Annotated in this window: 19 protein-coding genes; 7 read left to right on the top strand and 12 right to left on the bottom strand. The window is 69.5% G+C overall.

Features of this window, described 5'->3' with window-relative positions; translation table 11 throughout:
* The first annotated feature begins 97 nt into the window (after positions 1-97).
* Positions 98-2,710, top strand: coding sequence for an alpha-glucan family phosphorylase (glgP, locus tag RY94_RS08095; protein WP_043443344.1), 2,613 nt, complete (start codon positions 98-100; stop codon positions 2,708-2,710).
* A 194-nt stretch (positions 2,711-2,904) separates the two neighbouring features.
* On the opposite strand, the gene glgX is transcribed toward glgP, so the two are convergent.
* From glgX to RY94_RS08065, 6 genes are all read right to left on the bottom strand, one after another.
* A complete protein-coding gene (glgX, locus tag RY94_RS08090; protein WP_043443342.1) occupies positions 2,905-5,007 on the bottom strand; it encodes a glycogen debranching protein GlgX in 2,103 nt (700 codons plus the stop codon).
* 6 nt (positions 5,008-5,013) lie between these two features.
* On the bottom strand, positions 5,014-5,997 hold the full coding sequence (rlmB, locus tag RY94_RS08085) for a 23S rRNA (guanosine(2251)-2'-O)-methyltransferase RlmB (RefSeq protein ID WP_043443340.1): 984 nt from the start codon (positions 5,995-5,997) through the stop codon (positions 5,014-5,016).
* A 122-nt stretch (positions 5,998-6,119) separates the two neighbouring features.
* Positions 6,120-7,580 (bottom strand): cysteine--tRNA ligase, encoded by a 1,461-nt coding sequence (gene cysS / locus RY94_RS08080; protein ID WP_043443338.1) that lies wholly within the window; start codon positions 7,578-7,580, stop codon positions 6,120-6,122.
* Between the two features lie 26 nt (positions 7,581-7,606).
* On the bottom strand, positions 7,607-8,146 hold the full coding sequence (ispF, locus tag RY94_RS08075) for a 2-C-methyl-D-erythritol 2,4-cyclodiphosphate synthase (RefSeq protein WP_156135070.1): 540 nt from the start codon (positions 8,144-8,146) through the stop codon (positions 7,607-7,609).
* Positions 8,133-9,023, bottom strand: a complete 891-nt coding sequence (locus RY94_RS08070) for an IspD/TarI family cytidylyltransferase (protein ID WP_082046132.1) — start codon at positions 9,021-9,023, stop codon at positions 8,133-8,135. Before RY94_RS08070 ends, ispF begins: the two co-directional genes overlap by 14 nt.
* A 79-nt stretch (positions 9,024-9,102) precedes the next feature.
* On the bottom strand, positions 9,103-9,585 hold the full coding sequence (locus tag RY94_RS08065; protein WP_043443336.1) for a CarD family transcriptional regulator: 483 nt from the start codon (positions 9,583-9,585) through the stop codon (positions 9,103-9,105).
* Between the two features lie 257 nt (positions 9,586-9,842).
* Here RY94_RS08065 and RY94_RS08060 point away from each other — a divergent pair, with 257 nt between their 5' ends.
* Positions 9,843-10,373 (top strand): hypothetical protein, encoded by a 531-nt coding sequence (locus tag RY94_RS08060; RefSeq protein WP_156135069.1) that lies wholly within the window; start codon positions 9,843-9,845, stop codon positions 10,371-10,373.
* Between the two features lie 117 nt (positions 10,374-10,490).
* Here the strand turns inward: RY94_RS08060 and RY94_RS08055 are convergent, their stop codons facing one another.
* The gene (locus RY94_RS08055) at positions 10,491-11,171 is read right to left on the bottom strand and encodes a response regulator transcription factor (RefSeq protein ID WP_043443334.1); all 681 of its coding nucleotides are present in this window, start codon (positions 11,169-11,171) and stop codon (positions 10,491-10,493) included.
* On the bottom strand, positions 11,168-12,412 hold the full coding sequence (locus tag RY94_RS08050) for a sensor histidine kinase (protein ID WP_043443332.1): 1,245 nt from the start codon (positions 12,410-12,412) through the stop codon (positions 11,168-11,170). Before RY94_RS08050 ends, RY94_RS08055 begins: the two co-directional genes overlap by 4 nt.
* Positions 12,413-12,582: 170 nt before the next feature.
* Between RY94_RS08050 and phoU the strand changes: the two genes are divergently transcribed.
* The gene (gene phoU / locus RY94_RS08045) at positions 12,583-13,242 is read left to right on the top strand and encodes a phosphate signaling complex protein PhoU (protein WP_043443330.1); all 660 of its coding nucleotides are present in this window, start codon (positions 12,583-12,585) and stop codon (positions 13,240-13,242) included.
* Between the two features lie 103 nt (positions 13,243-13,345).
* On the opposite strand, the gene RY94_RS08040 is transcribed toward phoU, so the two are convergent.
* A complete protein-coding gene (locus tag RY94_RS08040) occupies positions 13,346-14,092 on the bottom strand; it encodes a phosphoglyceromutase (protein ID WP_043443328.1) in 747 nt (248 codons plus the stop codon).
* 158 nt (positions 14,093-14,250) lie between these two features.
* Between RY94_RS08040 and RY94_RS08035 the strand changes: the two genes are divergently transcribed.
* A complete protein-coding gene (locus RY94_RS08035) occupies positions 14,251-15,051 on the top strand; it encodes a class I SAM-dependent methyltransferase (RefSeq protein ID WP_043443326.1) in 801 nt (266 codons plus the stop codon).
* Between the two features lie 6 nt (positions 15,052-15,057).
* Here the strand turns inward: RY94_RS08035 and RY94_RS08030 are convergent, their stop codons facing one another.
* From RY94_RS08030 to RY94_RS18360, 3 genes are all read right to left on the bottom strand, one after another.
* Entirely contained in the window at positions 15,058-15,387 is a 330-nt protein-coding gene (locus RY94_RS08030; RefSeq protein WP_043443324.1) for a DUF2516 family protein, read from the bottom strand.
* Positions 15,388-15,654: 267 nt separating this feature from the next.
* Positions 15,655-16,944, bottom strand: a complete 1,290-nt coding sequence (locus RY94_RS08025; RefSeq protein ID WP_231554447.1) for a trans-sulfuration enzyme family protein — start codon at positions 16,942-16,944, stop codon at positions 15,655-15,657.
* Between the two features lie 107 nt (positions 16,945-17,051).
* Positions 17,052-18,881 carry an HNH endonuclease signature motif containing protein gene (locus tag RY94_RS18360; protein WP_082046130.1) on the bottom strand — a complete coding sequence of 610 codons (1,830 nt, stop codon included), beginning with the start codon at positions 18,879-18,881 and terminating at the stop codon, positions 17,052-17,054.
* A 148-nt stretch (positions 18,882-19,029) separates the two neighbouring features.
* Here RY94_RS18360 and tmk point away from each other — a divergent pair, with 148 nt between their 5' ends.
* The 3 genes from tmk to RY94_RS08005 are packed head-to-tail and all read left to right on the top strand — an operon-like array spanning position 19,030 to position 22,465.
* Positions 19,030-19,677: a dTMP kinase gene (gene tmk, locus RY94_RS08015; protein ID WP_043443322.1), complete on the top strand. Its 648-nt coding sequence runs from the start codon at positions 19,030-19,032 to the stop codon at positions 19,675-19,677.
* Positions 19,674-20,867 (top strand): DNA polymerase III subunit delta', encoded by a 1,194-nt coding sequence (locus RY94_RS08010; protein WP_231554446.1) that lies wholly within the window; start codon positions 19,674-19,676, stop codon positions 20,865-20,867. Before tmk ends, RY94_RS08010 begins: the two co-directional genes overlap by 4 nt.
* Positions 20,864-22,465 carry an alpha/beta hydrolase gene (locus RY94_RS08005; protein WP_043443320.1) on the top strand — a complete coding sequence of 534 codons (1,602 nt, stop codon included), beginning with the start codon at positions 20,864-20,866 and terminating at the stop codon, positions 22,463-22,465. Before RY94_RS08010 ends, RY94_RS08005 begins: the two co-directional genes overlap by 4 nt.
* Positions 22,466-22,467: the final 2 nt, after the last annotated feature.

Genomic DNA, 22,467 nt, shown 5'->3' with positions numbered 1-22,467 from the left:
GGGACCTTCGCGTAACATCGGCGCCAATAACACATCGAGCAGGCGTCCACGCAACGGTTCCGCCATACCGCTCGGCAAGTGCGCTAGCGTAACCGGGGTGAAGGCAATCCGCAGATTTACCGTCAAAACCGTCCTCCCCGAGCAGATCGCACCGCTCGGCAAACTCGCGGGCAATCTGCGCTGGTCGTGGCATCTGCCGACCTCGCGCCTGTTCGAGGAGATCGACCGCGCGGCCTGGGAGGAGAGCGGCCATGATCCGGTGTCCTTCCTCGGCTCCGTGACCCGCGAGAAGCTCCAGCAGCTCGCCGACGACGAGGCGCTGGTGCAGCGCATCCAGGAGGTGGGCGCCGACCTCGACGACTACCTGACCAAACCGCGGTGGTACCAGGGGCTCGGCGACGACGCTCCCCGCAGCATCGCCTACTTCTCCCCCGAGTACGGCATCGCCGCGGTCCTCCCCCAGTACTCCGGCGGCCTCGGCATCCTGGCGGGCGACCACCTGAAGTCCGCGTCCGACCTCGGCATCCCCCTCATCGGCGTCGGCCTGCTCTACCAGTCCGGCTACTTCAAGCAGTCCCTCTCGCAGGACGCCTGGCAGCAGGAGACCTACCCCGTCCTCGACCCGGACGGCCTGCCCCTGACCCTGCTGCGCGAGCAGGACGGCTCGGCCGCGAAGGTGGTGCTGCCGCTGCCCAACGGCCGCCAGCTCTCGGCGCACATCTGGCGTGCCGACGTCGGCCGCGTTCCCCTGCTGCTCCTCGACTCCAACGTCCCGGGCAACGACGAGGCGGCGCGGAACGTGACCGACCGCCTGTACGGCGGTGGTGGCGACCAGCGGCTGCAGCAGGAGCTGCTCCTCGGCATGGGTGGCGTGAAGGCGCTGCGCATCTTCGAGCGACTCACCGGCACGCCGGCACCCGAGGTGTTCCACACCAACGAGGGCCACGCCGGCTTCCTCGGCATCGAGCGCATCCGCGAACTCATGGACCCGTCCAACGAGACGCCCATGAGCTGGGAGGAGGCGCTCACGGCCGGCCGGGCCTCCACCGTCTTCACCACCCACACCCCGGTACCGGCAGGTATCGACCGGTTCGACCGCGCGCAGATCGAGCACTTCTTCCACGCCGGCCTCGCGCCGGCCGTGCCCACGGACCGCGTCCTCGCCCTCGGCGCCGAGAACTACGAGGACGGCGACCGCTCGAAGTTCAACATGGCCGTGATGGGCCTCCGCCTCGCGCAGCGCGCCAATGGTGTGGCGAAGCTGCACGGCGAGGTGTCGCGTGGCATGTTCTCGGGACTCTGGCCGGGGTTCGACACCCAGGAGGTGCCTATCACGTCGGTGACCAACGGCGTGCACGTACCGAGCTGGGTCGACCCGCAGATCGCGGACTTCGCCCGCACCACCTTCGGCGCAGAGTCCGTCCTCGACCCGCAGTGGAACAGGGTGTACGACGTCCCGGACACCGACATCTGGGCGCTGCGCCGCAGCCTCCGCTCCAACCTCGTCGACGACGTGCGCCAGCGCCTGCGCTCCTCGTGGAAGAAGCGCGGCGCGGCCGACGCCGCACTGAAGTGGACCGATTCGGTGCTCGACCCGGACGTGCTCACGATCGGTTTCGCGCGCCGCGTGCCGACCTACAAGCGCCTCACGCTCATGCTGCGTGACCCGGCCCGCCTGAAGGCCCTGCTCCTGCACCCGGAGCATCCCATCCAGCTCGTGATCGCCGGGAAGTCGCACCCGGCGGACGAACAGGGCAAGCGGATGATCCAGGACCTCGTCCGTTTCACCGACGATCCCGAGGTCCGCCACCGGATCGTGTTCCTGCCCAACTACGACATCGCGATGGCCCGCACCCTGTTCCCCGGCTGCGACGTCTGGTTGAACAACCCGCTGCGGCCGCTGGAGGCCTGCGGCACCTCGGGCATGAAGGCCGCCATCAACGGCGGCCTCAACCTGTCCGTGCTGGACGGCTGGTGGGACGAGATGTACGACGGCGACAATGGCTGGGCGATCCCGACGGCCAACAACGGGGCCTCCGCCGACGAGCGGGACGACATCGAGGCGGCCGCACTGTACGACCTCCTGGAGACGCAGGTCGCTCCGCGCTTCTACTCGCAGGTGCCCGCCGAGGGTGCCGGGGCCGCCGGTCCGTCGGAGCCCTCGCGTGACGGCGTGCCGCACCAGTGGATCGCGATGATCAAGCACACCATGGCGACCCTCGGCCCCGCCGTGTCGGCCGAGCGCATGCTGCAGGACTACGTGGAGAAGCTGTACCGCCCGGCCTGGCGCGCCGGCCACGCCGCAGCGGTGGACAGCTACTCGCTTGCGAAGAGGACCGCCGCGTGGCGTTCCCGCGTGCAGGGCAGCTGGCCTGCCGTCCAGGTGGAACACGTCGATTCCAGCGGCGTCACGGAGGATCCGCAGATCGGTGACTCGCTGACGGTCGATGCCTATGTGTCCCTCGGAGGGCTCGACCCGGACGACGTCGCCGTCGAGGTGGCCTACGGCCGCGCCCTCGAGACCGACGAGCTGAGCGATGTCACGGTCCAGGACCTGGAGGTCGCCGAGAACCTCGGCAGCGGCCGCTACCTGTTCAGGGGCGGCATCAGGATCGACCACTCCGGCTCCTTCGGCTACACGGTGCGCGTGCTGCCGAAGCACACGACCCTCGCCACCAAGGCGGAGCTGGGGCTCGTCGTCAACGCCTGACCGCCTCCGGGCGGGGCAGGAAGCGACGGAGCCCGGGACCATGCGGTCCCGGGCTCCGTCGTCTCCCGCTCCGGCCCGTCGTGCGTGTCGGGACCCGCCGTCGTTCCCCGTTCCCGGGGGCGCGTGTCATCCCTCGACACTCCACCCGTCGGCCACACCGATCGGGGGAAGGAGGAACGACGACGCGCGGGGCGTCAGCAGTGGTAGATGCGCACCGAGTCGGCGGTGACGGTGTCGGCGTCGCCCGACCGCAGCCGCATACGGGCCGGGGCCGGCTCGCGGGAGGCGGAGTCGAAGACCGGGCTGAACCAGCGGGGCTGCTCCTGTTCGATGCCCTGCCCCTGCAGGATCCACGCCGACGGCAGGTGGATACGGGTGTCCTGGAGCGATCCGTTGATCACGACGAGCCCGTTGACCGTCCCGCCGGCCGAGCCGAGGATCAGCTGCACGGTCCTGGTCCGCGGATCATCCCACTCGTGCGCGGTCATCGGGAGCCCGGCGGCGTTGAACCACAGCAGGGTCGACTGGTCGCTGCGGGACGGGAAGGACGGCGGCTGCTGCGCCAGGAACGCCCGGCGGATGGCCAGCAGGGTGCGGGTCGATCCGAGCAGGCGCCGGGACGCGGCGTCGTCGGGCCAGTGCACCCAGGCGAGCTCGTTGTCCTGGCAGTAGGCGTTGTTGTTCCCGCCCTGGGTGCGCCCGAACTCGTCGCCGGCCGTGAGCATCGGGACGCCCAGCGAGATGAGCAGCGACGCCATGATGTTGCGCGCCGTGCGCTCGCGGGCCGCGAGGATCGCCTCGTCCTCCGTGCGGCCCTCCGCCCCGTGGTTGTAACTGCGGTTGTCGTTGTGGCCGTCGCGGTTGCCCTCGCCGTTGGCCTCGTTGTGCTTGCGCTCGTACGCCGTCAGGTCCGCGAGTGTGAACCCGTCGTGGGCGGTCACGAGGTTGACGGAGGCGAGGGCGCTGCGCCCGGAGTGTGCGAAGGTGTCCGCCGAGCCGGCGAGGCAGCCCGCCAGGCGGGCGGGCGAGGACCCGGTGCCGCCGTGGGTCAGGGAGGCGATATCGCGGAGCCAGAAGTCGCGGACCGTGTCGCGGAAGCCGTCGTTCCAGTCGGCCCAGCCCACGGGGAACCGTCCGGTCTGCCAGCCGTTCGGACCGATGTCCCACGGCTCCGAGATGAGCTTCGTGCCACGGAGCGCCTTGGAGGCCCCGGCCGCGACCAGGAAGGGATGCCTCGGGGTGAAGTCGTTGTGCTCGTCGCGGGACAGCGTGACGGCGAGGTCGAACCGGAACCCGTCGATCTGGCACTCCTCCACCCAGTAGCGCAGCGAGTCCAGCGCGAACTCGACGACCCGGGGCTGGGAGAAGTCCAGGCTGTTGCCGCAGCCGGTCGTGTCCACGTAGTGCCCGGCGTGGTCGTGCCGGTAGTAGTCGAGATCGCCGAGTCCACGCCAGCAGAGGGCCGGCCGGTGCTGCTCACCCTCCGCGGTGTGGTTGTACACGACGTCGAGGATCACCTCGAGACCGGCCTCGTGGAGCGCGCGGACCATGCCCTTGAACTCGTCGAGCACCGCGGCGAGGCCCGCGGCACGTGCTGCGGCCGTCGCGTAGCCGGTGTGCGCCGAGAAGAACCCGAGGGTGTTGTAGCCCCAGTAGTTGGCGAGGCCCAGCGGTTCGAGGTGCGGCTCGTCGAGGTGGAAGTGGATGGGCAGGAGCTCGACGGCGGTCACCCCGAGGTCGCGCAGGTAGTCGACCATGACCGGGTGCCCCAGCCCCGCGTACGTGCCCCGCAGCTCCTCGGGGATGTCCGGGTGGAGCTGCGTGAGCCCCTTGACGTGGGCCTCGTAGATGACGGTGTCCCGCCACGGGGTGTGGGGCCGCTCGCTCGCCCCCCAGTCGAAGGCGTGCTCCAGGAACACGGAGTAGTAGGAGCGCGAGGTCGGCTCGTCCGCACCGGGCGGCGTGTCGACGACCTCGATCGCACGGGAGTACGGATCGAGCAGCAGCTGCGCCTCGCCGACCCTCCCCGGCAGCTCCTTGCCGGTGGGCCAGAAGGCGTACAGGGACCCGGGGGACACGGGGCCCACGACGCCGTGGTGGACGCCGCCGTCGAGCCCTACCAGTGTCTCCGAGGTCCAGGACCCGTCGACGCGGCGCCAGTGCACGTCGATGGACGGGACGGCCGGGGCCCACACCGCGGCGTTGGCGTGCGCCTCCCGCGCCCGGGGCCCGGTGATGGCGTGGAGCCCCAGCGGGAACTCTCGCGACGGGCGCGGAAGCGGGGCGGGATTCACCATCGGCGGTCAGGCAGAGCGCTGGCGGGAGACCTCGTACAGCGTGATCCCCACCGCCATCGACGCATTGAGCGATTCCATGGCGGACTCGATCGGGATGGAGACGATCTGGTCGCAGTTCTCGCGCACCAGGCGCGAGAGGCCCTTGCCCTCCGAGCCGACGACGATGCAGATGGGGTCGCGGCCGAGGGAGAGCTCCGGGAGGGAGACGTCGCCGTCGCCGTCGAGCCCGAGGACGAAGATGCCCTTGGCCTTGAGGGACTTCAGTGCGGAGTTCAGGTTGCCGACGCGGGCGACGGGCACGCGGACGGCTGCACCGGCGCTGGTCTTCCAGGCCGACGCCGTCACGCCGACGGCGCGCCGTTCGGGAACGATCACGCCGTGGCTGCTGAAGGCCGACGCCGAACGGATGATGGCGCCGAGGTTGCGGGGGTCGGTGATGCCGTCCAGGGCGACGAAGAGCGGCGCGTTGCCGATGTGTCCGCGCCGGAACCGCTCGATGGTCTCGTCGACGAGGTCGAGCGCGTCGGCGTACTCGTAGGGCGGGATCTGCAGCATGAGGCCCTGGTGGACGGCGCCGTCGGTCATGCGGTCCAGCTCGGGCTTGCCGGTCTCCATGACGGGGATGCCGCGCTCGGCCGCCATCTTCAGGGACTCGCGCACGCGGTCGTCCATCTCGATGCGGATGGCGACGTGCAGCGCCTTCGCGGGGATGCCCGCGCGGAGCGCCTCGACCACCGAGTTGCGGCCCGTGACGACCTCCTCGGCCGCCTTGCCCTTCGTGCGACCGGTGCCGGCACTCTTGCCGCCGGCCCGCTTCGCCGCGGAACGCTCGGCCAGCTCCTTGTTCTTGTACGACTTGTGGTACGGGCGGTCCTCCGCCTTGGGGGTGGGACCCTTGCCCTCGAGCGACTTGCGGCCGTGTCCGCCGGTGCCGATGGTGGGGCCCTTTTTCGTTTTGCGAACCGCGCCTGGACGTCCGTGACTGGCCATGGAAGAACACCTTTATATAGAAGAAGAATCGACTCCAGTTTACGCGGAGCGCACCGACTGCCTCAGCACGCCCCGTCCCGGCGTCGTCCGGGCGTGGGCCGACCGCGTGGGGACGCCCCCGGTCAGCCCCCCGTCAGCGACCAGGTGGCGCCGTCGGCGGAGTCCTCGAGCGTGATCCCCGCGGCGGCCAGGGCGTCCCGGATGCCGTCGGCCCTCGCCCAGTCCCGCGCACTGCGGGCGGCGCTCCGTTCGGCGATGCGGTCGCCGACGAGAGCGTCGAGGGCCGTGGCTGCCGCCGTGTCCCCTGCCGTGACGGGGGCGCCGGCGTCGTCGAGCCCGAGCACGCCGGTCATGGCCACGACGGCGGCGAGGTCGGCGCGGACGGCGGCGTCGTCACCCTCGGCGAGGCGCGTGTTCCCGGAGCGCACCGCGGTGTGGAGCACCGCGAGGGCCTGGGGCACGTTGAGATCGTCGTCCATCGCGTCCACGAAGGCGGTGGGGAGGTCGGCCGACGTGGGCGTCCGGCGGTCCGGGGTGCCAACGCGGGCGGACGCCTTCGCGATGAAGCCGTCGATGCGTGCCACGGCGGCGGCCGCCTCCTGCAGCGAGGTCTCGCGGTAGTCGAGCACCGAGCGGTAGTGCGCCTGGCCGAGGTAGTAGCGGACCACGCGGGGACCGGCGGCGTCGATCATCTCCTGCGGGCTCACGGTGTTGCCGATCGATTTCGACATCTTCTCGCCGCCGTACGTGACCATCCCGTTGTGCATCCAGAAGCGGGCGAACGCGTGGCCCGCGGCCTGGGACTGCGCCATCTCGTTCTCGTGGTGGGGGAAGCGCAGGTCCAGTCCCCCGCCGTGGATGTCGAATTCCGTGCCGAGGTACCGGGTCACCATGCTCGAGCATTCGAGGTGCCAGCCGGGGCGGCCGGCACCCCACGGGCTCGCCCATGACGCCGTGGGCGGATCGGACTCCTTGGTGCCCTTCCACAGCGCGAAGTCACGCGGATCCTTCTTGCCGCGCGGGTCGGCGTCGGGCGCGGCCTGCATGTCGTCGATGTCCTGCCGGGTCAGGCTGCCGTAGGCGGACCAGGAGCGGACGTCGAAGTAGACGTCGCCGGAGCCGTCCGGTGCCGGGTAGGCGTGGCCCCGGTCGATGAGGAGCTGGATGAGGGCGTGCATCTCCGGGATGTGTCCCGTGGCGCGCGGCTCGTAGGTGGGAGGCCGGACACCGAGCGCCGCGTAGGCCCGGTGGAACTCCTGCTCGAAGCGGAAGGCCAGCGCCCACCACGGTTCCTCCGGCTTCAGGGACGGGTCCTCGTCCGTGGCCCCCGGGCGGAAGGAGTCCTGCGACCGGGCGAGGATCTTGTCGTCGATGTCGGTGACGTTCCGGACGACGGTGACGCGCAGGCCGCGCGCTTCGAGCCAGCGCGTGAGCTGGTCGAAGGCGATGGCGGACCGGACGTGGCCGACGTGGGGCATGCCCTGCACGGTGGCGCCGCAGTAGTAGAGACTCGCCCTGCCCGGTTCGAGGGGGTCGAAGGGGCGCACTTCGGCGCGGGCGGTGTCATAGAATCGCAGGCTCACCGGTCCAGATTACCCGGCTGAGGGCTTCATCCTTCCTGCACGGGAGGCGTCGCCCGGGCAGCGGACCGGACGACGACGGCGGTGGCGATGGCCGCGACGCCCTCGCCCCTGCCGGTGAGGCCCAGGCCGTCGGTGGTGGTGGCGGAGATGCTGACGGGCGCCTGCGCGGCATCGGACAGCACCGCTTCCGCCTCGGCCCGGCGGGGTCCGAACTTCGGTCGGTTGCCGATGAGCTGGACGGCGATGTTGCCGATGTCGAACCCCGCCTTCCGCACGATCTCCGCGGCGGCCGAGAGGAGGGTATGGCCCGAGGCCCCGGCGTATTCGGGGCGATCCGTGCCGAAATGCGTCCCGAGGTCGCCCACCCCGGCCGCCGAGAACAGGGCGTCGGCTGCCGCATGGGCCACTACGTCGCCGTCGGAGTGTCCCGACAGTCCGCGCTCCCCCTCCCACAGCAGGCCGCCGAGCCAGAGCGGGGCGCTTTCCGGTCCGGCCTCGGGCGCGTAGGCGTGGACGTCGACGCCGATCCCGGTGCGGGGAAGGTGGAGGTGCTCACTCAGGTACACGGCTGCTCCTGCTGGTGGTCGGGATGGGGTCCTGGTCGCTCGAACCCGGACGGGACGGGCCGGCGCTGCCCGCAGCCCTCTGTGCGAGGAGTGCTTCGGCGATGACGAGATCGAGGGGTGTCGTGACCTTGAACGCCAGGGGATCCCCGTCGACCACCCGTACCGCGTGCCCCAGTGCTTCCATGAGCATGGCGTCGTCCGTGACGCCCGGGTGCGCCGCGGCGGCGCCGGCATGGGCCGCGCGAAGAGTGCCCGCGTCGAAGCCCTGGGGTGTCTGCACGGCCCGCAGCGCGGCGCGATCGGGGGTGGCCGTGACGAGGTCGCCGTCGACGACCTTGACCGTGTCCACCACCGGCAGGACGGGGATGACCGCCGGCGAGCCCTCGGCGACGGCAGCGGCGACGCGTTGGAAGACCGCAGGCGGCGTGAGGGACCGAGCGGCGTCGTGGACCAGCACGATGCCGACCGTCGGCGGCAGGGTGTCGAGCCCGGCACGCACCGATGCCGTCCGTGTGGAGCCTCCCGTCACCGCCGTGATGCGGACCGGGGTGGGCGTACCGAGGGTGTCGTCCGAGCTCGGGCTGGCACCCCGACCGTCCGTCGCAGCTGCGGCACTGCCGTCGGCCGCACGTCCGGCTGCGCTCCGGGCTGCTGCCTCCGTGACGACGGCGGCCAGGACGTCGTCGTCCTCCGGAAGCACCACGACGACGGCGGTCGCGACGCCCGACCGGAGCACGGCCTCGACGGCGTGGTCCAGCAGGGTGCGCCCACCGCACAGGACCCGGGCCTTGGGGATGCCATGGCCTAGGCGTTGCCCGGAGCCGGCGGCGACGATGACGACGCCGACCTCGACCGGGGTGGGGTACTGGGGATTCATCTCGGACACTCCGTCACCCTATGACAGCGCAACGAAAAAGAGGGACCCGGGGGTCCCTCTTTCATGATCGGCCCGACTCCTAGGAGGCGAGGACCTCGTCGAGAACGCTGGCAGCCTTCTCTTCGTCGGTCTTCTCCGCCAGTGCGAGCTCGGAGATCAGGATCTGCCGCGCCTTGGCGAGCATCCTCTTCTCGCCGGCTGACAGCCCGCGGTCGTGATCGCGGCGCCAGAGGTCACGGACCACTTCGGCGACCTTGATGACGTCGCCGGAGGCGAGCTTCTCGAGGTTCGCCTTGTAGCGACGTGACCAGTTGGTGGGCTCCTCGGTGAACTCGGCCCGAAGGACGTCGAACACATGCTCGAGGCCCTCCTTGCCCACCACGTCGCGGACCCCTACCAGGTCGACGTTCTCTGCTGGTACTTCGATCGTCAGATCACCCTGGGCTACCTTGAGCTTGAGGTACATCTTCTCTTCGCCCTTGACGACACGCATCTTGATCTCTTCGATCTTCGCTGCGCCGTGGTGCGGGTAAACAACTGTTTCGCCGACCTCAAAAACCATGTGGACTTTCCCCTTTCCCGGGAATCAGTTTATCACGGCAACGACACGCCGACAGGCGCGTTTTCGCAGGTCAGGGGCTCGAATCAAGGGAAAGTGGCTATCATTCGCCTCTTGACGGACCGGGCTTTAGGTGCATCAGGTCCGGCCGGGCGACCGAAACCGACACCACGGTCGGACGGTGTTGCCGATAGTCTGTCCTGTAGGTCCGCTCCGGATTACGTCCCTGTCCCACCTGTTCAACCCCAGGAGTTTGTGCTGTGAATTTTGCACCGAAGAACCGAGTGCGGCAGTCCGTTGCTGCCGGCGCCGTGCTGGTGATGCTGGGCGTGTCCGGCTGCACCTTCACCACGGAGCAGTCCACGACGACGCAGTACGCCGCCTCGGACGGCGTCGTGAAGGACCTCGGACCGGTCCTGCTGCGCAACGTCCTGATCGTGGGCACCGAGGACGGGCGCACCGGCCGGCTTGTCGGCACCGTGTTCAACACGACCGACCAGCCCGTGGAACTGTCCATCCGGGCAGGAGGGGCTGAAACCAGCATCACCATCGACGGGGACGGCGAGTTCAGGTTCGAGGACGAGACGGAGGACGACGCCACGCTCGAGGGGTTGAGTGGCCGTCCGGGCTCGCTGGTCGAGGTCGACTTCGAGACCGACGGCGAACAGGCGACCTTCCAGGTGCCGGTGCTGGACGGGACCCTCGAGGAATACCGCGACTTCGTCCCCGGTGGTTTCACGCCGCGGCCGAGCGAGCCCGAAGCGACCGAGGAAGCAGCCGAGGGCGAGTAGCCTCCAGCGTCCTGACTGCCCGCACCCGATCGATCGGGTGCGGGCAGTGTCATGTTGGGCAGGTCTCCGGGCCTTCGCTACGCCGGGGCGCAGCGAAGGTTCCGTCCGGACCCTGGCTCAGGGCTCGAACTTGTAGCCGAGACCCCGCACCGTGATGAGGTAGCGGGGATTCGAGGGATCGGGTTCCACCTTGCCGCGCAGCCGCTTCACGTGGACGTCCAGGGTCTTGGTGTCCCCCACGTAGTCGGAACCCCAGACCCGATCGATCAGTTGGCCGCGGGTCAGGACCCGCCCCGAATTCCGGAGCAGCATCTCGAGCAGCTCGAACTCCTTCAGCGGGAGTGCCACCTGGTCGCCGTCGACACTCACGACGTGCCGTTCGATGTCCATGCGGACCGGACCTGCCTGGATGGTGTTCGAGATGAGTTCCTCGGGTTCGCCCTGGCGGCGCAGCACCGCACGCACCCGGGCCACGAGTTCGCGGGACGAGTACGGCTTGGTCACGTAGTCGTCGGCCCCGAGTTCCAGCCCCACCACCTTGTCGATCTCGGCGTCCTTCGCGGTCAGCATGATGACCGGGACACTGGAGCGCTGGCGGAGCTGCCGGCAGACCTCGGTACCGGGCAGCCCCGGCAGCTGGAGGTCGAGCAGCACGAGGTCGGCGCCCGAGCGGTCGAACTCGGTGATGGCATCGAGGCCGTTGTCCACGACGGACACCTCGTAGCCTTCCTTGCCGAGGAGATAGGACAGCGGGTCGCTGAACGACTCCTCGTCCTCAACGATCAGAATTCGGCTCAAGCCTTGACTCCCTGCTCGTGGGCAGCGCTGCTGCCCTTCTTTCCTGGCTTCCGCTCGGTCGGCGGCGTGGCACCGTCGCTCGAAACGGAACTGCTTGATGCGGCGTCGTCGTCCGCTGTCCCCTCCATCTCCGGCAACCGGACGGTGAACGTACTGCCCTGACCGGGCTGGGACCACACGGTGACCTCGCCGCCGTGGTTGGACACCACGTGCTTGACGATGCTGAGGCCGAGGCCTGTGCCGCCGGTCTGGCGGGACCGCGCGGCGTCGATGCGGTAGAAGCGTTCGAAGACACGTTCCTGTTCCTCGGGCGTGATGCCCACGCCCTGGTCCGTGACCGACACCTGCGCGAGGCCGTCGCGGGACCGAAGACCGACGCCCACCCGGGTGCCCTCCGGCGAATAGCGGATGGCGTTGTCGATGAGGTTGCGGAAGGCCGTCATGAGCAGATCACGGTCGCCGTGCACGGGGGCGGAGACCGACCCGCCGACCACGATGTCGATCTGCTTGCTCTCGGCGGGCAGCTTGTTGCGGTCCACCGCTTCGGCGACGACGGAGTTGATGTCCACAGGTTTGCCGCGGCGGACCACGTCGGTCCCCTGCAGACGGGAGAGCTCGATGATGTCCTGCACCAGTGCGGACAAGCGGCCGGACTCCTTGTGCATGCGCTGGGCGAACCGACGGACGGCGACCTCGTCCTCGGCGGCGTCGTCGATCGCCTCGGCCAGGAGGGAGATCGCACCCACCGGCGTCTTCAGCTCGTGGGAGACGTTCGCGACGAAGTCGTTGCGGATCTCCTCGGTGCGGGTGAGCTCGGTGCGGTCGTCCGCCAGGATCAGGATGTACTCGGCGCCGAGGGCGGCGACGCGGACCTGCACCACGATCGTTCCCTGGCCGAGGGGGCCGCGCGGGAGCTCGAGTTGCTGCTGCTCGATCACGCCGTCGCGCCGGACGCGGGCCGTGAGTTCGAGGAGCTCGGAGTGGACCACGGTATGACCGCGGACGAGGCCGAAGGCGTAGGCCGCAGGACTGGCCCGGACGACGCCGTCGATCGCGTCCACGATCACGTACGCCCTGCCGATGATGGAGAGGACCTCCGCGGCGCCGTCGGGCAGGGAGGGCTCGTCCTCGTAGAGGAGCCGGAGCCGTTGTACCTCGCTCGCGCGGAACGCCGCCATGCCGGTCACGCCGAGGGCCAGGCCTACCAGCCCGGCCACGAGCGTCAGGAGAAGGGGGTCCACGGACCTAGCTTATGCGCTGGCATTTCAGGTCCCGCCCATGCGGTGGCATTAGGCAAGGGGTTCAACTAACGTTCACACAATGCGGAGAAACAGTTCACCGCTGGCTGGAAGGGTCGTCGGCAGAACTGTGGGAACGGTTCGATACGAAACTTCCAGGGAAGGACGCACACGTGCGTAAGGTTTTTCAGGCCGAGCTCCACCAGATCGGCGAGGAGCTCATCGAGATCTCCCAGCTGGTGACCGAGGCCATTCAGAAGGCCAACAGTGCTTTCCAGGGCGCCGACACCGAGCTCGCACAGGAGGTGATCGCTGCCGATGCGCGGATCGACTTCCTCCAGAACTCCCTCGACGAGCGGGCCATCGACATCCTCGCCCTCCAGGGTCCTGTGGCATCCGATCTCCGGATGATCGTGGGCGCGCTGCGCATGAGCGCATCGCTCGAGCGCATGGGTGACCTCGCCCGCCACGTGGCCCAGCTCGCCCGGCTACGCTTCCCCGCGAACGTGATCCCCGAGGGTATCCGCGCGACCTTCGACGAACTCGCCGAACTCGACGTGCAGATCGCGATGAAGGTCAAGGAGCTCCTCGAGACACGCAACCTCGATCTGAGCAATGAGATCGGTGCCGCCAATGCGCGTGTCAACGAACTGCACGCCAGCGTCTTCAAGGCGGTCGCGGCCGACGACTGGACCGAGAGCGCACCCACGACGGTGGACGTCACCCTCGCCAGCCGCTACTACGAGCGCTTCGCGGACCACGGCGTCTCGGTGGCCCGGAAGGTCACCTACCTCGTCACAGGGGAATGGCACCCCGTCGCTCCGCTGAACTGACTCTTCCCAGCTCGAACGGAACGACGGCGGTCCCTGCAGGGACCGCCGTCGTTCTGTCGGTACTGGTGCTCTATTGGTGCTCTACTGGTGCCGGGCCGGGCTGCTAGTGCTTGCCCTGGTTCGCGACGGCCTCGATCGCGGCGGCCGCGGCGTCGGCGTCGAGGTAGGTGCCACCTGCCTTGACGGGCTTGAGATCCTCGTCCAGCTCGTACACGAGGGGGATGCCCGTGGGGATGTTCAGCGAGGCGATGTCCTTGTCGCTGATGCCGTCGAGGTGCTTGACGAGGGCCCGGAGCGAGTTGCCGTGGGCTGCGATGAGCACCGTCCTGCCGGCCCTGATGTCCACGGTGATGTCCGATTCCCAGTACGGCAGGAAGCGCTCGAGGACGTCCTTGAGGCATTCGGTGCGTGGAACGGCGTCGCCGAGATCGGCGTAGCGGGGATCGGCGGCCTGCGAGTACTCGCTGGCGTCGTCGAGCGGCGGCGGCGGGGTGTCGTAGGACCGGCGCCACTCCATGAACTGCTGCTCGCCGTACTCCGCGAGGGTCTGGGCCTTGTCCTTGCCCTGCAGCGCTCCGTAGTGTCGCTCGTTGAGCCGCCAGTTCCTCTTGACGTCGATCCAGCTGCGGTCAGCGGCCTCGAGGGCGAGGTTGGCGGTGATGATGGCGCGCTTCTGCCGGGACGTGTACACGATGTCGGGAAGGATGCCGGCTTCGGTCAGGAGGTGGCCGCCGCGGGTTGCTTCCTCGCGTCCCTTCTCGGTGAGGGCGACATCCACCCAGCCGGTGAAGAGGTTCTTCTCGTTCCATTCGCTCTGGCCATGGCGCAGCAGGATCAGTGTGTAGGTCATGGGTCCTAGTCTGCCGCATCGTGTTCCGGCGGTCATGCCGTGGTGTCGTGTGACGGACGGCGGCGCGGACCAGCGGCCTGTGAGCAGATCCGGGGGAACCCCGCTCGGATCCTGTCGCCCGGAACTGCGGTCCTCCCGCGGTGCCCTAGTGTTGATGGGTGCCTTCGCGTCTTCGTCCCCCCAGGCCCCTGGGGGCCATCACCCGCGGCACCACCAACCCCAACCGCCTCCGCCGCGTCGATCGCTGGCTCGTCGGCTCCCATGGTGCGCGTCTGCGCCGGGCGGCCGATCCTCTCGTGGTCGACCTCGGTTACGGGGCCGCTCCCGTCACCGCCGTCGAACTGTTCACCCGCCTGCAGTCGGTGCGTGACGACGTCGAGGTGGTCGGCATCGAGATCGATCCTGCACGCGTAGCGGGGGCGGAGCCCCTGGCGCGTCCAGGACTCAGCTTCCGGCAGGGCGGGTTCGAGTTGCCGCTCGCCGGCCGGCGGCCCGTCGTCGTCCGCGCATTCAACGTGCTGCGGCAGTACGGCGAGGACGAATACGAGGCCTACTGGGACGAGGTGCGCGGGCGCCTGGCACCCGACGGCCTGCTCATCGACGGGACGTGCGACGAGATCGGACGCCGCTCGACCTGGGCGGCTGTCGGGCCGGCGGGACCGGAGTCGCTGAGCATCTCCCTGCGGTTCGGTGCGTTCATGCTCCCGTCCGATGTCGCGGAGCGGCTGCCGAAGGCGCTGATCCACCGGAACGTCGAGGGCGAGCGGGTGCACGGGTACCTGCAGGCACTGGACCGGGCCTGGCTCGATGCCGCGTCCCTCGCGTCCTTCGGGAACCAGCAGCGGTGGATGGCGACGTGCGCGGCGATGAAGGCTGCCGGCTGGCCGTTGCTGGACGGACCCTCGCGCTGGCGTCTGGGTGAGGTCACCGTGGCCTGGGGCGCGGTCGCTCCGGGCTAGTGGCTGCTACCAGGGACCGTACGGGCCCTGGTTGCCGCCGCGACCGGAGGTCTGGCTGACTGCCGGCTTGACGTCGGCGAGGTAGACGCAGGCCGCGATGATGGCGACCAGCTGGAAGAGGTTGAAGCCGCTCCCGCCGCCGAGCACGGACAACAGGCCGACGACGACGGCGCCGCCCGTCAGTGCCAGCCAGAACCCCTTGGTCCGCTTGAGGGCGGCCTCGAAGGCCGTGCCGGGACGCCGTACGCAGTCCGACAGGGCCCACACCTCGATACCGAGGGCCACGATGCCGAGGGCGAGGTACAGATAGGTCTGGATTGCAATCACGAGGGCCACGGAATCAGCTTAGCTCGGTTGCCTCGGACACGGTGCGGATGACGCCACGGTCGGGACCTCCGGCTCCGAGACCGGAAGCTGGACTCCGCCGCCGCGTCTGTAGTCCAGCCCATCGTCCGGCCCGTCGCCGTGCCGTCGCCGCTGCGGCCGTCACGTCCGTCGTCCAGTCAGGCGTCCAACCCGTCGCGTCAGTGTCCAGTCAGGCGTTTAATCCGCCGCCGCTGCGGCCGTCACGTCCGTCGTCCAGCCAGGCGTCCAGCCCGTCGCCTAGTCCGTCGCCATACCCGCGATGACGGCCGTGCCTGACGCGCCTACCGTGATCGGCGTGCCTGTCGTTAGGCCCGTCGCCCCATCCGCCGTCGCGTCTGAGCGATCCCGGCCGGACGCCTGCCGGAGGGCCTGGTCGAGGTCCGCCCACAGATCCTCCGGGTTCTCGATACCCACGGACAGACGGACGAGTGCTTCCGGGACGGTCTTCGGCTCGGCGGGCTGGCGTCGACGGCGTTCGATCAGCGACTCGACGCCGCCCAGCGACGTCGCCGGGAGCCAGAGGCGCACGGCCGTGACGAGGGCGTCCGCCGTCGCGACGTCGTCGAGCTCGATGCTGACGATCCCGCCGAAGCCCTTGAACTGACGGGCCGCACGCTCGTGCCCCGGATCGGACAGAAGCCCGGGGTACCGCACGCGGCTGACACCAGGATGGTCGACGAGGCGGTGCGCGAGCAGTGCCGCGGTTCCCTGACTCCGCTCCATGCGCAGCGCGAGGGTGCGCAGTCCGCGCAGCGCGAGCCAGACCTCGAACGGTCCGGCGATGGCGCCGTGCAGGGTGCGGTGCGCCAGCAGTCGATCACGGAGCACCGGGTCGGAGGTGACCAGCGCGCCGAGGACGACGTCGGAGTGGCCGGCCAGCCACTTCGTGACCGAGTGCAGCACGACGTCGACCCCGGACTCGAGGGGTCGGTGCACGAGGGGCGTGTTGAAGGTGTTGTCGGCGACGACGACCGCGCCGGTCGCATGCGCCGCATCGGTCAGAACGGCCAGTTCGGCGACCTCCAGCATCGGGTTGGTGGGGCTCTCGAGCCACAGCATCACCTGGCCGGCATCGAATCGTGCGGCGAGCGCATCGAGCTCCGCGAGGACGCCTGCCGTGTCCGCGACGTCGACGGTGCGCAGTTCGAACCGGCCCTGTGCTGCGAGATCGGTGGCGAGACTGATCGATCCGGCATAGGCATGCCGTGGCATCACCACCGCTCCCCCGGTCGGGACGAGGGACAACGCGGCTGCTGCCGCACCGAGGCCGGAACTGAACACAAGGGCAGGGAGGCCCGCTGCCTCGAGTGCACCGAGCGCTTCCTCGAACGGATCCCAGGTGGGGTTGGAGCCTCGGGCATAGATGCGGTCGCCTTGTTCGGGGGCACGTGTCTCGTGGTAGGTCGTCGAGAGCACGAGCGGCGCGTTGACCGGAGCGTCGTGCTCGCGCGGAGGTCGGCCTGCCGCGACGGTGAGGGTGTCCGGGGCGAGCCCGGCATGGAGCATGTCCTCGCGAGATGTCGTCATGGGGCCAGCGTAAATCGGGACAGCGTGTGCCTGAAAAAGAGGGAGGTCACAATGGCCTGCATCGTGCTGTCGTCTCCCGCCTGCATCACAGGCACCACCGACCGTCGTCATGGCGCTCCGCCAAGAGTGAGCTCGCGGTGTCTGTTCCGCCGTGGAGTGCGGTCGGGGTCTATGTAGGGCGGTGGCGTGAACCAGGGGATGCCGTGCTTCATCCGGATGGTCCAGTTGCCCCGCTCGATGAGCCGATGGTGGAAGGAACACAGGAGGCATCCGTTGGAGACGTCCGTCCTTCCGCCGATGACCCATGGTGTGATGTGATGCGCCTCCGACCAGACAGCGGGAACAGTGCAACCGGGGAAGGCACACCCCCGGTCCCGGGCTACCAGCGCTCGCCGCTGCGCCACACCGAAGAGCCTTCGGGCACGACCGACCTCGAGGACCTCCCCGCGCCCTCCCAGGACGACGGGGATGATGTCTGCGTCGCACGCGATCTTGCGCACGGTCCGCGCGGCGACAGGACCACCGAAGACGGTATAGCCGCCTCCGGGATGCGGGCGTGCCGTGCCGGAGGGGTCGATGAAGCCCTCGGGTCCCGGGTCGCGCTTCGGCTGGTCGCCCTGCGCCGAAGGCTCATCCTGCCAGGACTGCCAGGACTGCCTGCTTCGCCCAGGGCGCCCGTCATGCCACGAATGCCCGTCATGCTGGAGGTCGCCCGAGTCGGCACCATGCCCAGACGCACCTCGGACTCTTCTCCGTACCACTCCACCGTCGCGCAGGTCCTCGACGAGAGCCCGGTAATCGATGGTGACCATCACCTGGGGTCGATGGCCGCCGTTGGCAGGCAGAGTATCCGTGGCGAGGGCGACCTGGCAGGCGCCGACCAACCCGTCGAGGTGACGTTGGGGTCGGGTCCGCCGCTCCCAGCTCGGCACGGAGTCATCGAACACCGCGTCCGGCATCGAGTCCCCCGGCACCGCGCCATGCGGCGCCGGGTCGCTCCGGATGCTTCCGACGGCACTTCCGACGCCTCCGACGCAGTCGGTTCCGGGGCCGGTCGAATAGCCCGCACCGGTCGAATCGCTCGCACCGACGCTCGCGGCCTCACCCCCGCGGTCGGCCCGTGCCGGACCATCCCCTCCAGAGCCACCGCGGGCATGCGCAGTTCGCGGATTGGTGGCGGAGTTCATGACGGTGAGGAGATATTCGAACTGTTCGTCGTCCGCCGCGATCTCGAGCCGGTGCAGGCCGCGTCGCCTACCCCGCAGGAACACGCCCTGCTGCGCCTTCAGCAGTTCCTCCGTGGGTTCGGCCCCGTCAGGATCGAGAGCTGCTTCCCAGCGCCGGATGACCACGTTCAACAGATCGGCATCGGATTCCGTGGCCTGGGCCGTCAGGGCCTCCTCCATGGCCTGCAGTTGCGCGGTCGATGCGCAGGGCCGGACTCGGTCCATCGCATCGCTGATCCGGGTTGCTGCGTACGAACTGATCGCAGCAACCCTGAACGCGTCGCCGACGGCTTCGAGCACGGGAGGACATGGCGCACCGGTTGCCGTACGCCGTGGGAGCACCGATTTCCCCAGGCGGATCCGCCTCTGGGCCTCGGACCGCGTGATGCCCAGGCGGGCTCGGAGATACTCCGCGGTGTCCCTGAACTCGTGGCTGTCGCCGGGAACGGCCAGCGGTCCACTCCAGCCCAGGCCGCGCCGGGTCTCCCCGACCCGGGCGATGTCCTGCTGGTCCGCCGCAGCCGCACCCACGACCTGCAGGTGCTCGACCATCCGGGCAAGGCGATCGACCACACCCAGCGTTGCAGCGAGATGGGCCGTGGAGACCAGACCGGCTTCGACCTCGAACTGCTCGGCAACCTGCGCGAGGTGGGACCGCATCAGGTCCAGAGCCTGCATCGTCGATTGATCCTCCGCTACCGCTATCGTCATGGGGCAAGCGTATTAGTACAGAGATTCGAAGAATCGGGAGAATCGTCGTATGTGGACAACTCGCACCCATCATTCGCGGGACGGCACGCACAGCACACAATGCCGACCCCGTGGCCTCGATGTCACGGGTACTCGGTAGGCTGGGCGCGTGACCTTTCCCCTCCCGCACGGGCTTCCCGGGCTCTTCATCGCGCTCGAAGGCGGCGACGGCGCGGGCAAGTCCACGCAGGCCGCACTGCTCTGCACAGCCCTCGAGTCCCGCGGCCACACCGTGATCCGTACCCGTGAGCCCGGCGGCACGCCCATCGGCGAGAAGCTGCGCTCACTCGTCCTCGAGCACGGCCACGGCGAGATCGATGCGCGCACCGAGGCCCTCATGTTCGCGGCCTCCCGGGCGGCCCACGTCCATCAGGTGATCGTGCCCGCACTGGAACGCGGCGACGTCGTCGTCTGCGACCGCTTCATCGACTCCTCGGTGGCCTACCAGGGTGCGGGGCGCGGACTGGGCGCACGGGCCGTCCTCGACGTGAACCTCTGGGCCACCGACGGGCTCCGCCCCGACCTGACCGTGCTGCTCGACGTCGAACCCGCCGAGGGCCGGAGCCGCCGCACCACCGGCACGGCCGCGGAGGACCGCCTCGAGTCGGAGCCCGACGATTTCCACGCCAGTATCCGCGCGGCCTTCCTCGAGCTCGCCGGCGCGGAACCCGAACGGTACCTGATCCTGGCTGCGTCCGGCACGCCCGAGGACCTCCACCGCTCCATCCTCGCCGCCCTCCCCCGGGTGACGGCGTGAGCGCCGTGACGCACAGCCTCCCCGCGTCCGGGGTGTGGGCCGATCTCCGCGGGCAGGAACAGGTGGTCGAACAACTGCGCCGTGCCGCACAGTCCGGCACACCGACGCATGCCTGGCTCTTCACCGGTCCACCCGGTTCGGGCAGGTCCAACGCGGCCCGCGCCTTCGCCGCCGCCCTGCTCTGCGAGCGCGAGAACCTCAGTGAACGGGGGTGCGGCACGTGCAAGGCCTGCCGGACCGTCCTCTCCGGGGCGCACGCCGATCTCACCAACGTCACCACCGAGAAAGTGACCATCAGCATCGACGAGGCACGCGAACTCGTCCGCAAGGCGCAGGACAAGCCGTCCACCGGGCGCTGGCGCATCATCATCGTCGAGGACGCCGACCGCATGCAGGAGCGCAGCACCAACGTGCTGCTCAAGGCCATCGAGGAACCACCGCCGCGGACCATCTGGCTGCTGTGTGCTCCGAGCCCCGGTGACGTGCTGATCACCATCCGCTCCCGGTGCCGGTCCGTCGGCCTTCGGCTGCCTCCCGTCCAGGACGTCGCCGACCTGCTCGTCGCCCGCGACGGGATCGATCCCGCGACGGCGGAGGCCGCCGCCCGCGCCGCCCAGAGCCACATCGGCATCGCGAAGAGGCTCGCCACGGACGACGGCGCCCGCGAGCGCCGCAACCAGATCGTCCGGCTCCCGCTGACGCTGCGCTCGGTGGCCGGTGCGATGCGTGCCGCGGCCGATCTGGTGAAGCTCGCCGAGGCGGAGGCGCAGAGTTCCTTCGAGCAGCGCGACACCGAGGAGAGGACAGCACTGCTCGCCACCCTGGGCGCTCCCGAGACGGGCGTCCTGCCACCGTCGATGCGAGCACAGATCAAGAGGCTCGAGGACGACCAGACGCGGCGGGCCAAGCGTTCGAAGAACGACTACTTCGACCGCGCGCTGACGGACCTCATCTCCTTCTACCGGGACGTGCTCATGCTCCAGGTCGACAGCGGGCAGATGCTCGTCAACGAGCCTCTTCGACCCGAGCTCGAGGAGTTCGCCCGCCGGGAGAACCCCGAAGACACCCTCCTCCGGCTCGAGTCCATCAACGAGGTGCGCACCCGGCTCGTCAGCACCAATGTGTCCCCGCTGCTCGCGATCGAGGCAATGACGGTGAGCCTCCTGTCCCGGAAGGACCTCGACCGATGACCAGCAGACCGCTCCACCCCCACGACGGCGATCCCCGCGGCCCCCGTGGCGCTCTCGGTCGTGCCACCGCGCTCCTCGCTGCGTCCACCGCCGTCGTACTGGGGCTGTCCGGGTGCATGCTGTTCGCGCCCGACAACCGGACCGATCCGCCCTCGGGTGAGCTGGAGACCGCTGATCCGGCGACGATCGGCGAGGTGGACGAGGACCTCCGGACCTTCTACACGCAGGACGTGCGGTGGGAGAGCTGTGAGGAATCGTTCTCCTGCGCGACGATCGACGTGCCGCTCGACTACACCGACCCCGGCCGGGACAGCATCGAGATCGCCGCGATCCGCGCCGAGGCCTCGGGTGAGGCCCAGGGGACGATCCTCGTCAATCCGGGCGGACCCGGCGGTTCGGGCTTCAACATCGTGAAGGACTCCCTCGACTACGTGACGACCGAGCGCCTGCGCGAGGACTACGACGTCGTCGGTTTCGATCCCCGGGGCGTCAACAGGTCCAGCGCCGTGGAGTGCTATACCGACGCCGAGCAGGATGAGGCGCGGCAGGAGAGCTACCCCGTCGAGGCCTCCCCCGACGAGCGCCTCGACCTCATGGCGGCGGACGCGGAGGAGTTCGCGGCCATATGTGCCGAGCGCACTGGCGAATTGCTGGGCTTCGTGGACACCGAGTCCGCCGCACGGGACATGGACATCCTGCGGGCCCTGGTCAGCGACCAGAAGCTGAACTTCCTGGGCTTCTCCTACGGGACGCAGCTCGGTGCAACCTACGCGGAGCTGTTCCCGGAGCGGGTCGGGCGCCTCGTCCTCGATGGCGCGATCGATCCGTCGTTGAGCAACGAGAACATCACCCTCGGCCAGGCCGGCGGCTTCGAGAAGGCCGTGCGCGCCTACGTCGCCGACTGCCAGCAGGGCACGGAATGCCCGTACACCGGGACGGTGGACGACGGCGTCCGACAGATCCAGGACCTGTTCGCCGCCGTCGAGCGCGAGCCGATGACGGCGGAGGACGGCCGGCGCGTGCCCATCTCCACATTCGTCCAGGGCTTCATCCTGCCCCTGTACGACAACAGCAACTGGCCGACGCTCACGCAGGCCGTGTCGGACGCGCTCGACGGCGACGCGTCCGGCATGCTCTACCTCGCCGACCTCTCCGCGGAACGCGGACAGGACGGCGCCTACGCAGGCAATTCGACGGCCGCGTTCCTCTCCGTCAACTGCCTCGACTATCCGATGACGAGCGATCCCGACCAGATGCGCGCCGACGAGAAGGAACTCGTCGCGGCGTCACCCACCTTCGGCCGGTTCCTCGCGTTCGGCGGCGTGACCTGCGCCGCGTGGAAGTACCCGTCGGTCCTCGGCCCCGCTCCCGTGGAGGCCGCGGGCGCCGACCCGATCGTCGTCATCGGCACCACCGGCGACCCGGCGACCCCGTACGCGTGGTCCACGGCACTGGCCGACCAGCTCGACTCCGGCGTCCATGTCACGTGGGACGGCGAGGGCCACACCGCGTACGGCCGCTCCAACGACTGCATCCTGGACCTGGTCGACGCCTTCTTCATCGACGGGACGGTCCCGGAGGACGGCACCCGCTGCTGAGG

Origin of the sequence: Arthrobacter sp. L77, from assembly GCF_000816565.1 — a bacterium.
Classification (GTDB): Bacteria; Actinomycetota; Actinomycetes; order Actinomycetales; family Micrococcaceae; genus Arthrobacter_D; species Arthrobacter_D antioxidans.
The sequence above is the reverse complement of the archived record's forward strand: the minus strand, read 5'-3'. Positions and strand labels throughout refer to the sequence as shown.

Coding starts and splice junctions, on each gene's coding strand:
- RY94_RS18360 (WP_082046130.1), bottom strand. CDS start 18,881: ATGACGATAGCGGTAGCGGAGGATCAATCGACGATGCAGGCTCTGGAC.
- RY94_RS08040 (WP_043443328.1), bottom strand. CDS start 14,092: ATGACCTACACACTGATCCTGCTGCGCCATGGCCAGAGCGAATGGAAC.
- RY94_RS08070 (WP_082046132.1), bottom strand. CDS start 9,023: ATGAATCCCCAGTACCCCACCCCGGTCGAGGTCGGCGTCGTCATCGTC.
- RY94_RS08025 (WP_231554447.1), bottom strand. CDS start 16,944: ATGACGACATCTCGCGAGGACATGCTCCATGCCGGGCTCGCCCCGGAC.
- RY94_RS08005 (WP_043443320.1), top strand. CDS start 20,864: ATGACCAGCAGACCGCTCCACCCCCACGACGGCGATCCCCGCGGCCCC.
- rlmB (WP_043443340.1), bottom strand. CDS start 5,997: ATGGCCAGTCACGGACGTCCAGGCGCGGTTCGCAAAACGAAAAAGGGC.
- RY94_RS08065 (WP_043443336.1), bottom strand. CDS start 9,585: ATGGTTTTTGAGGTCGGCGAAACAGTTGTTTACCCGCACCACGGCGCA.
- glgX (WP_043443342.1), bottom strand. CDS start 5,007: ATGGTGAATCCCGCCCCGCTTCCGCGCCCGTCGCGAGAGTTCCCGCTG.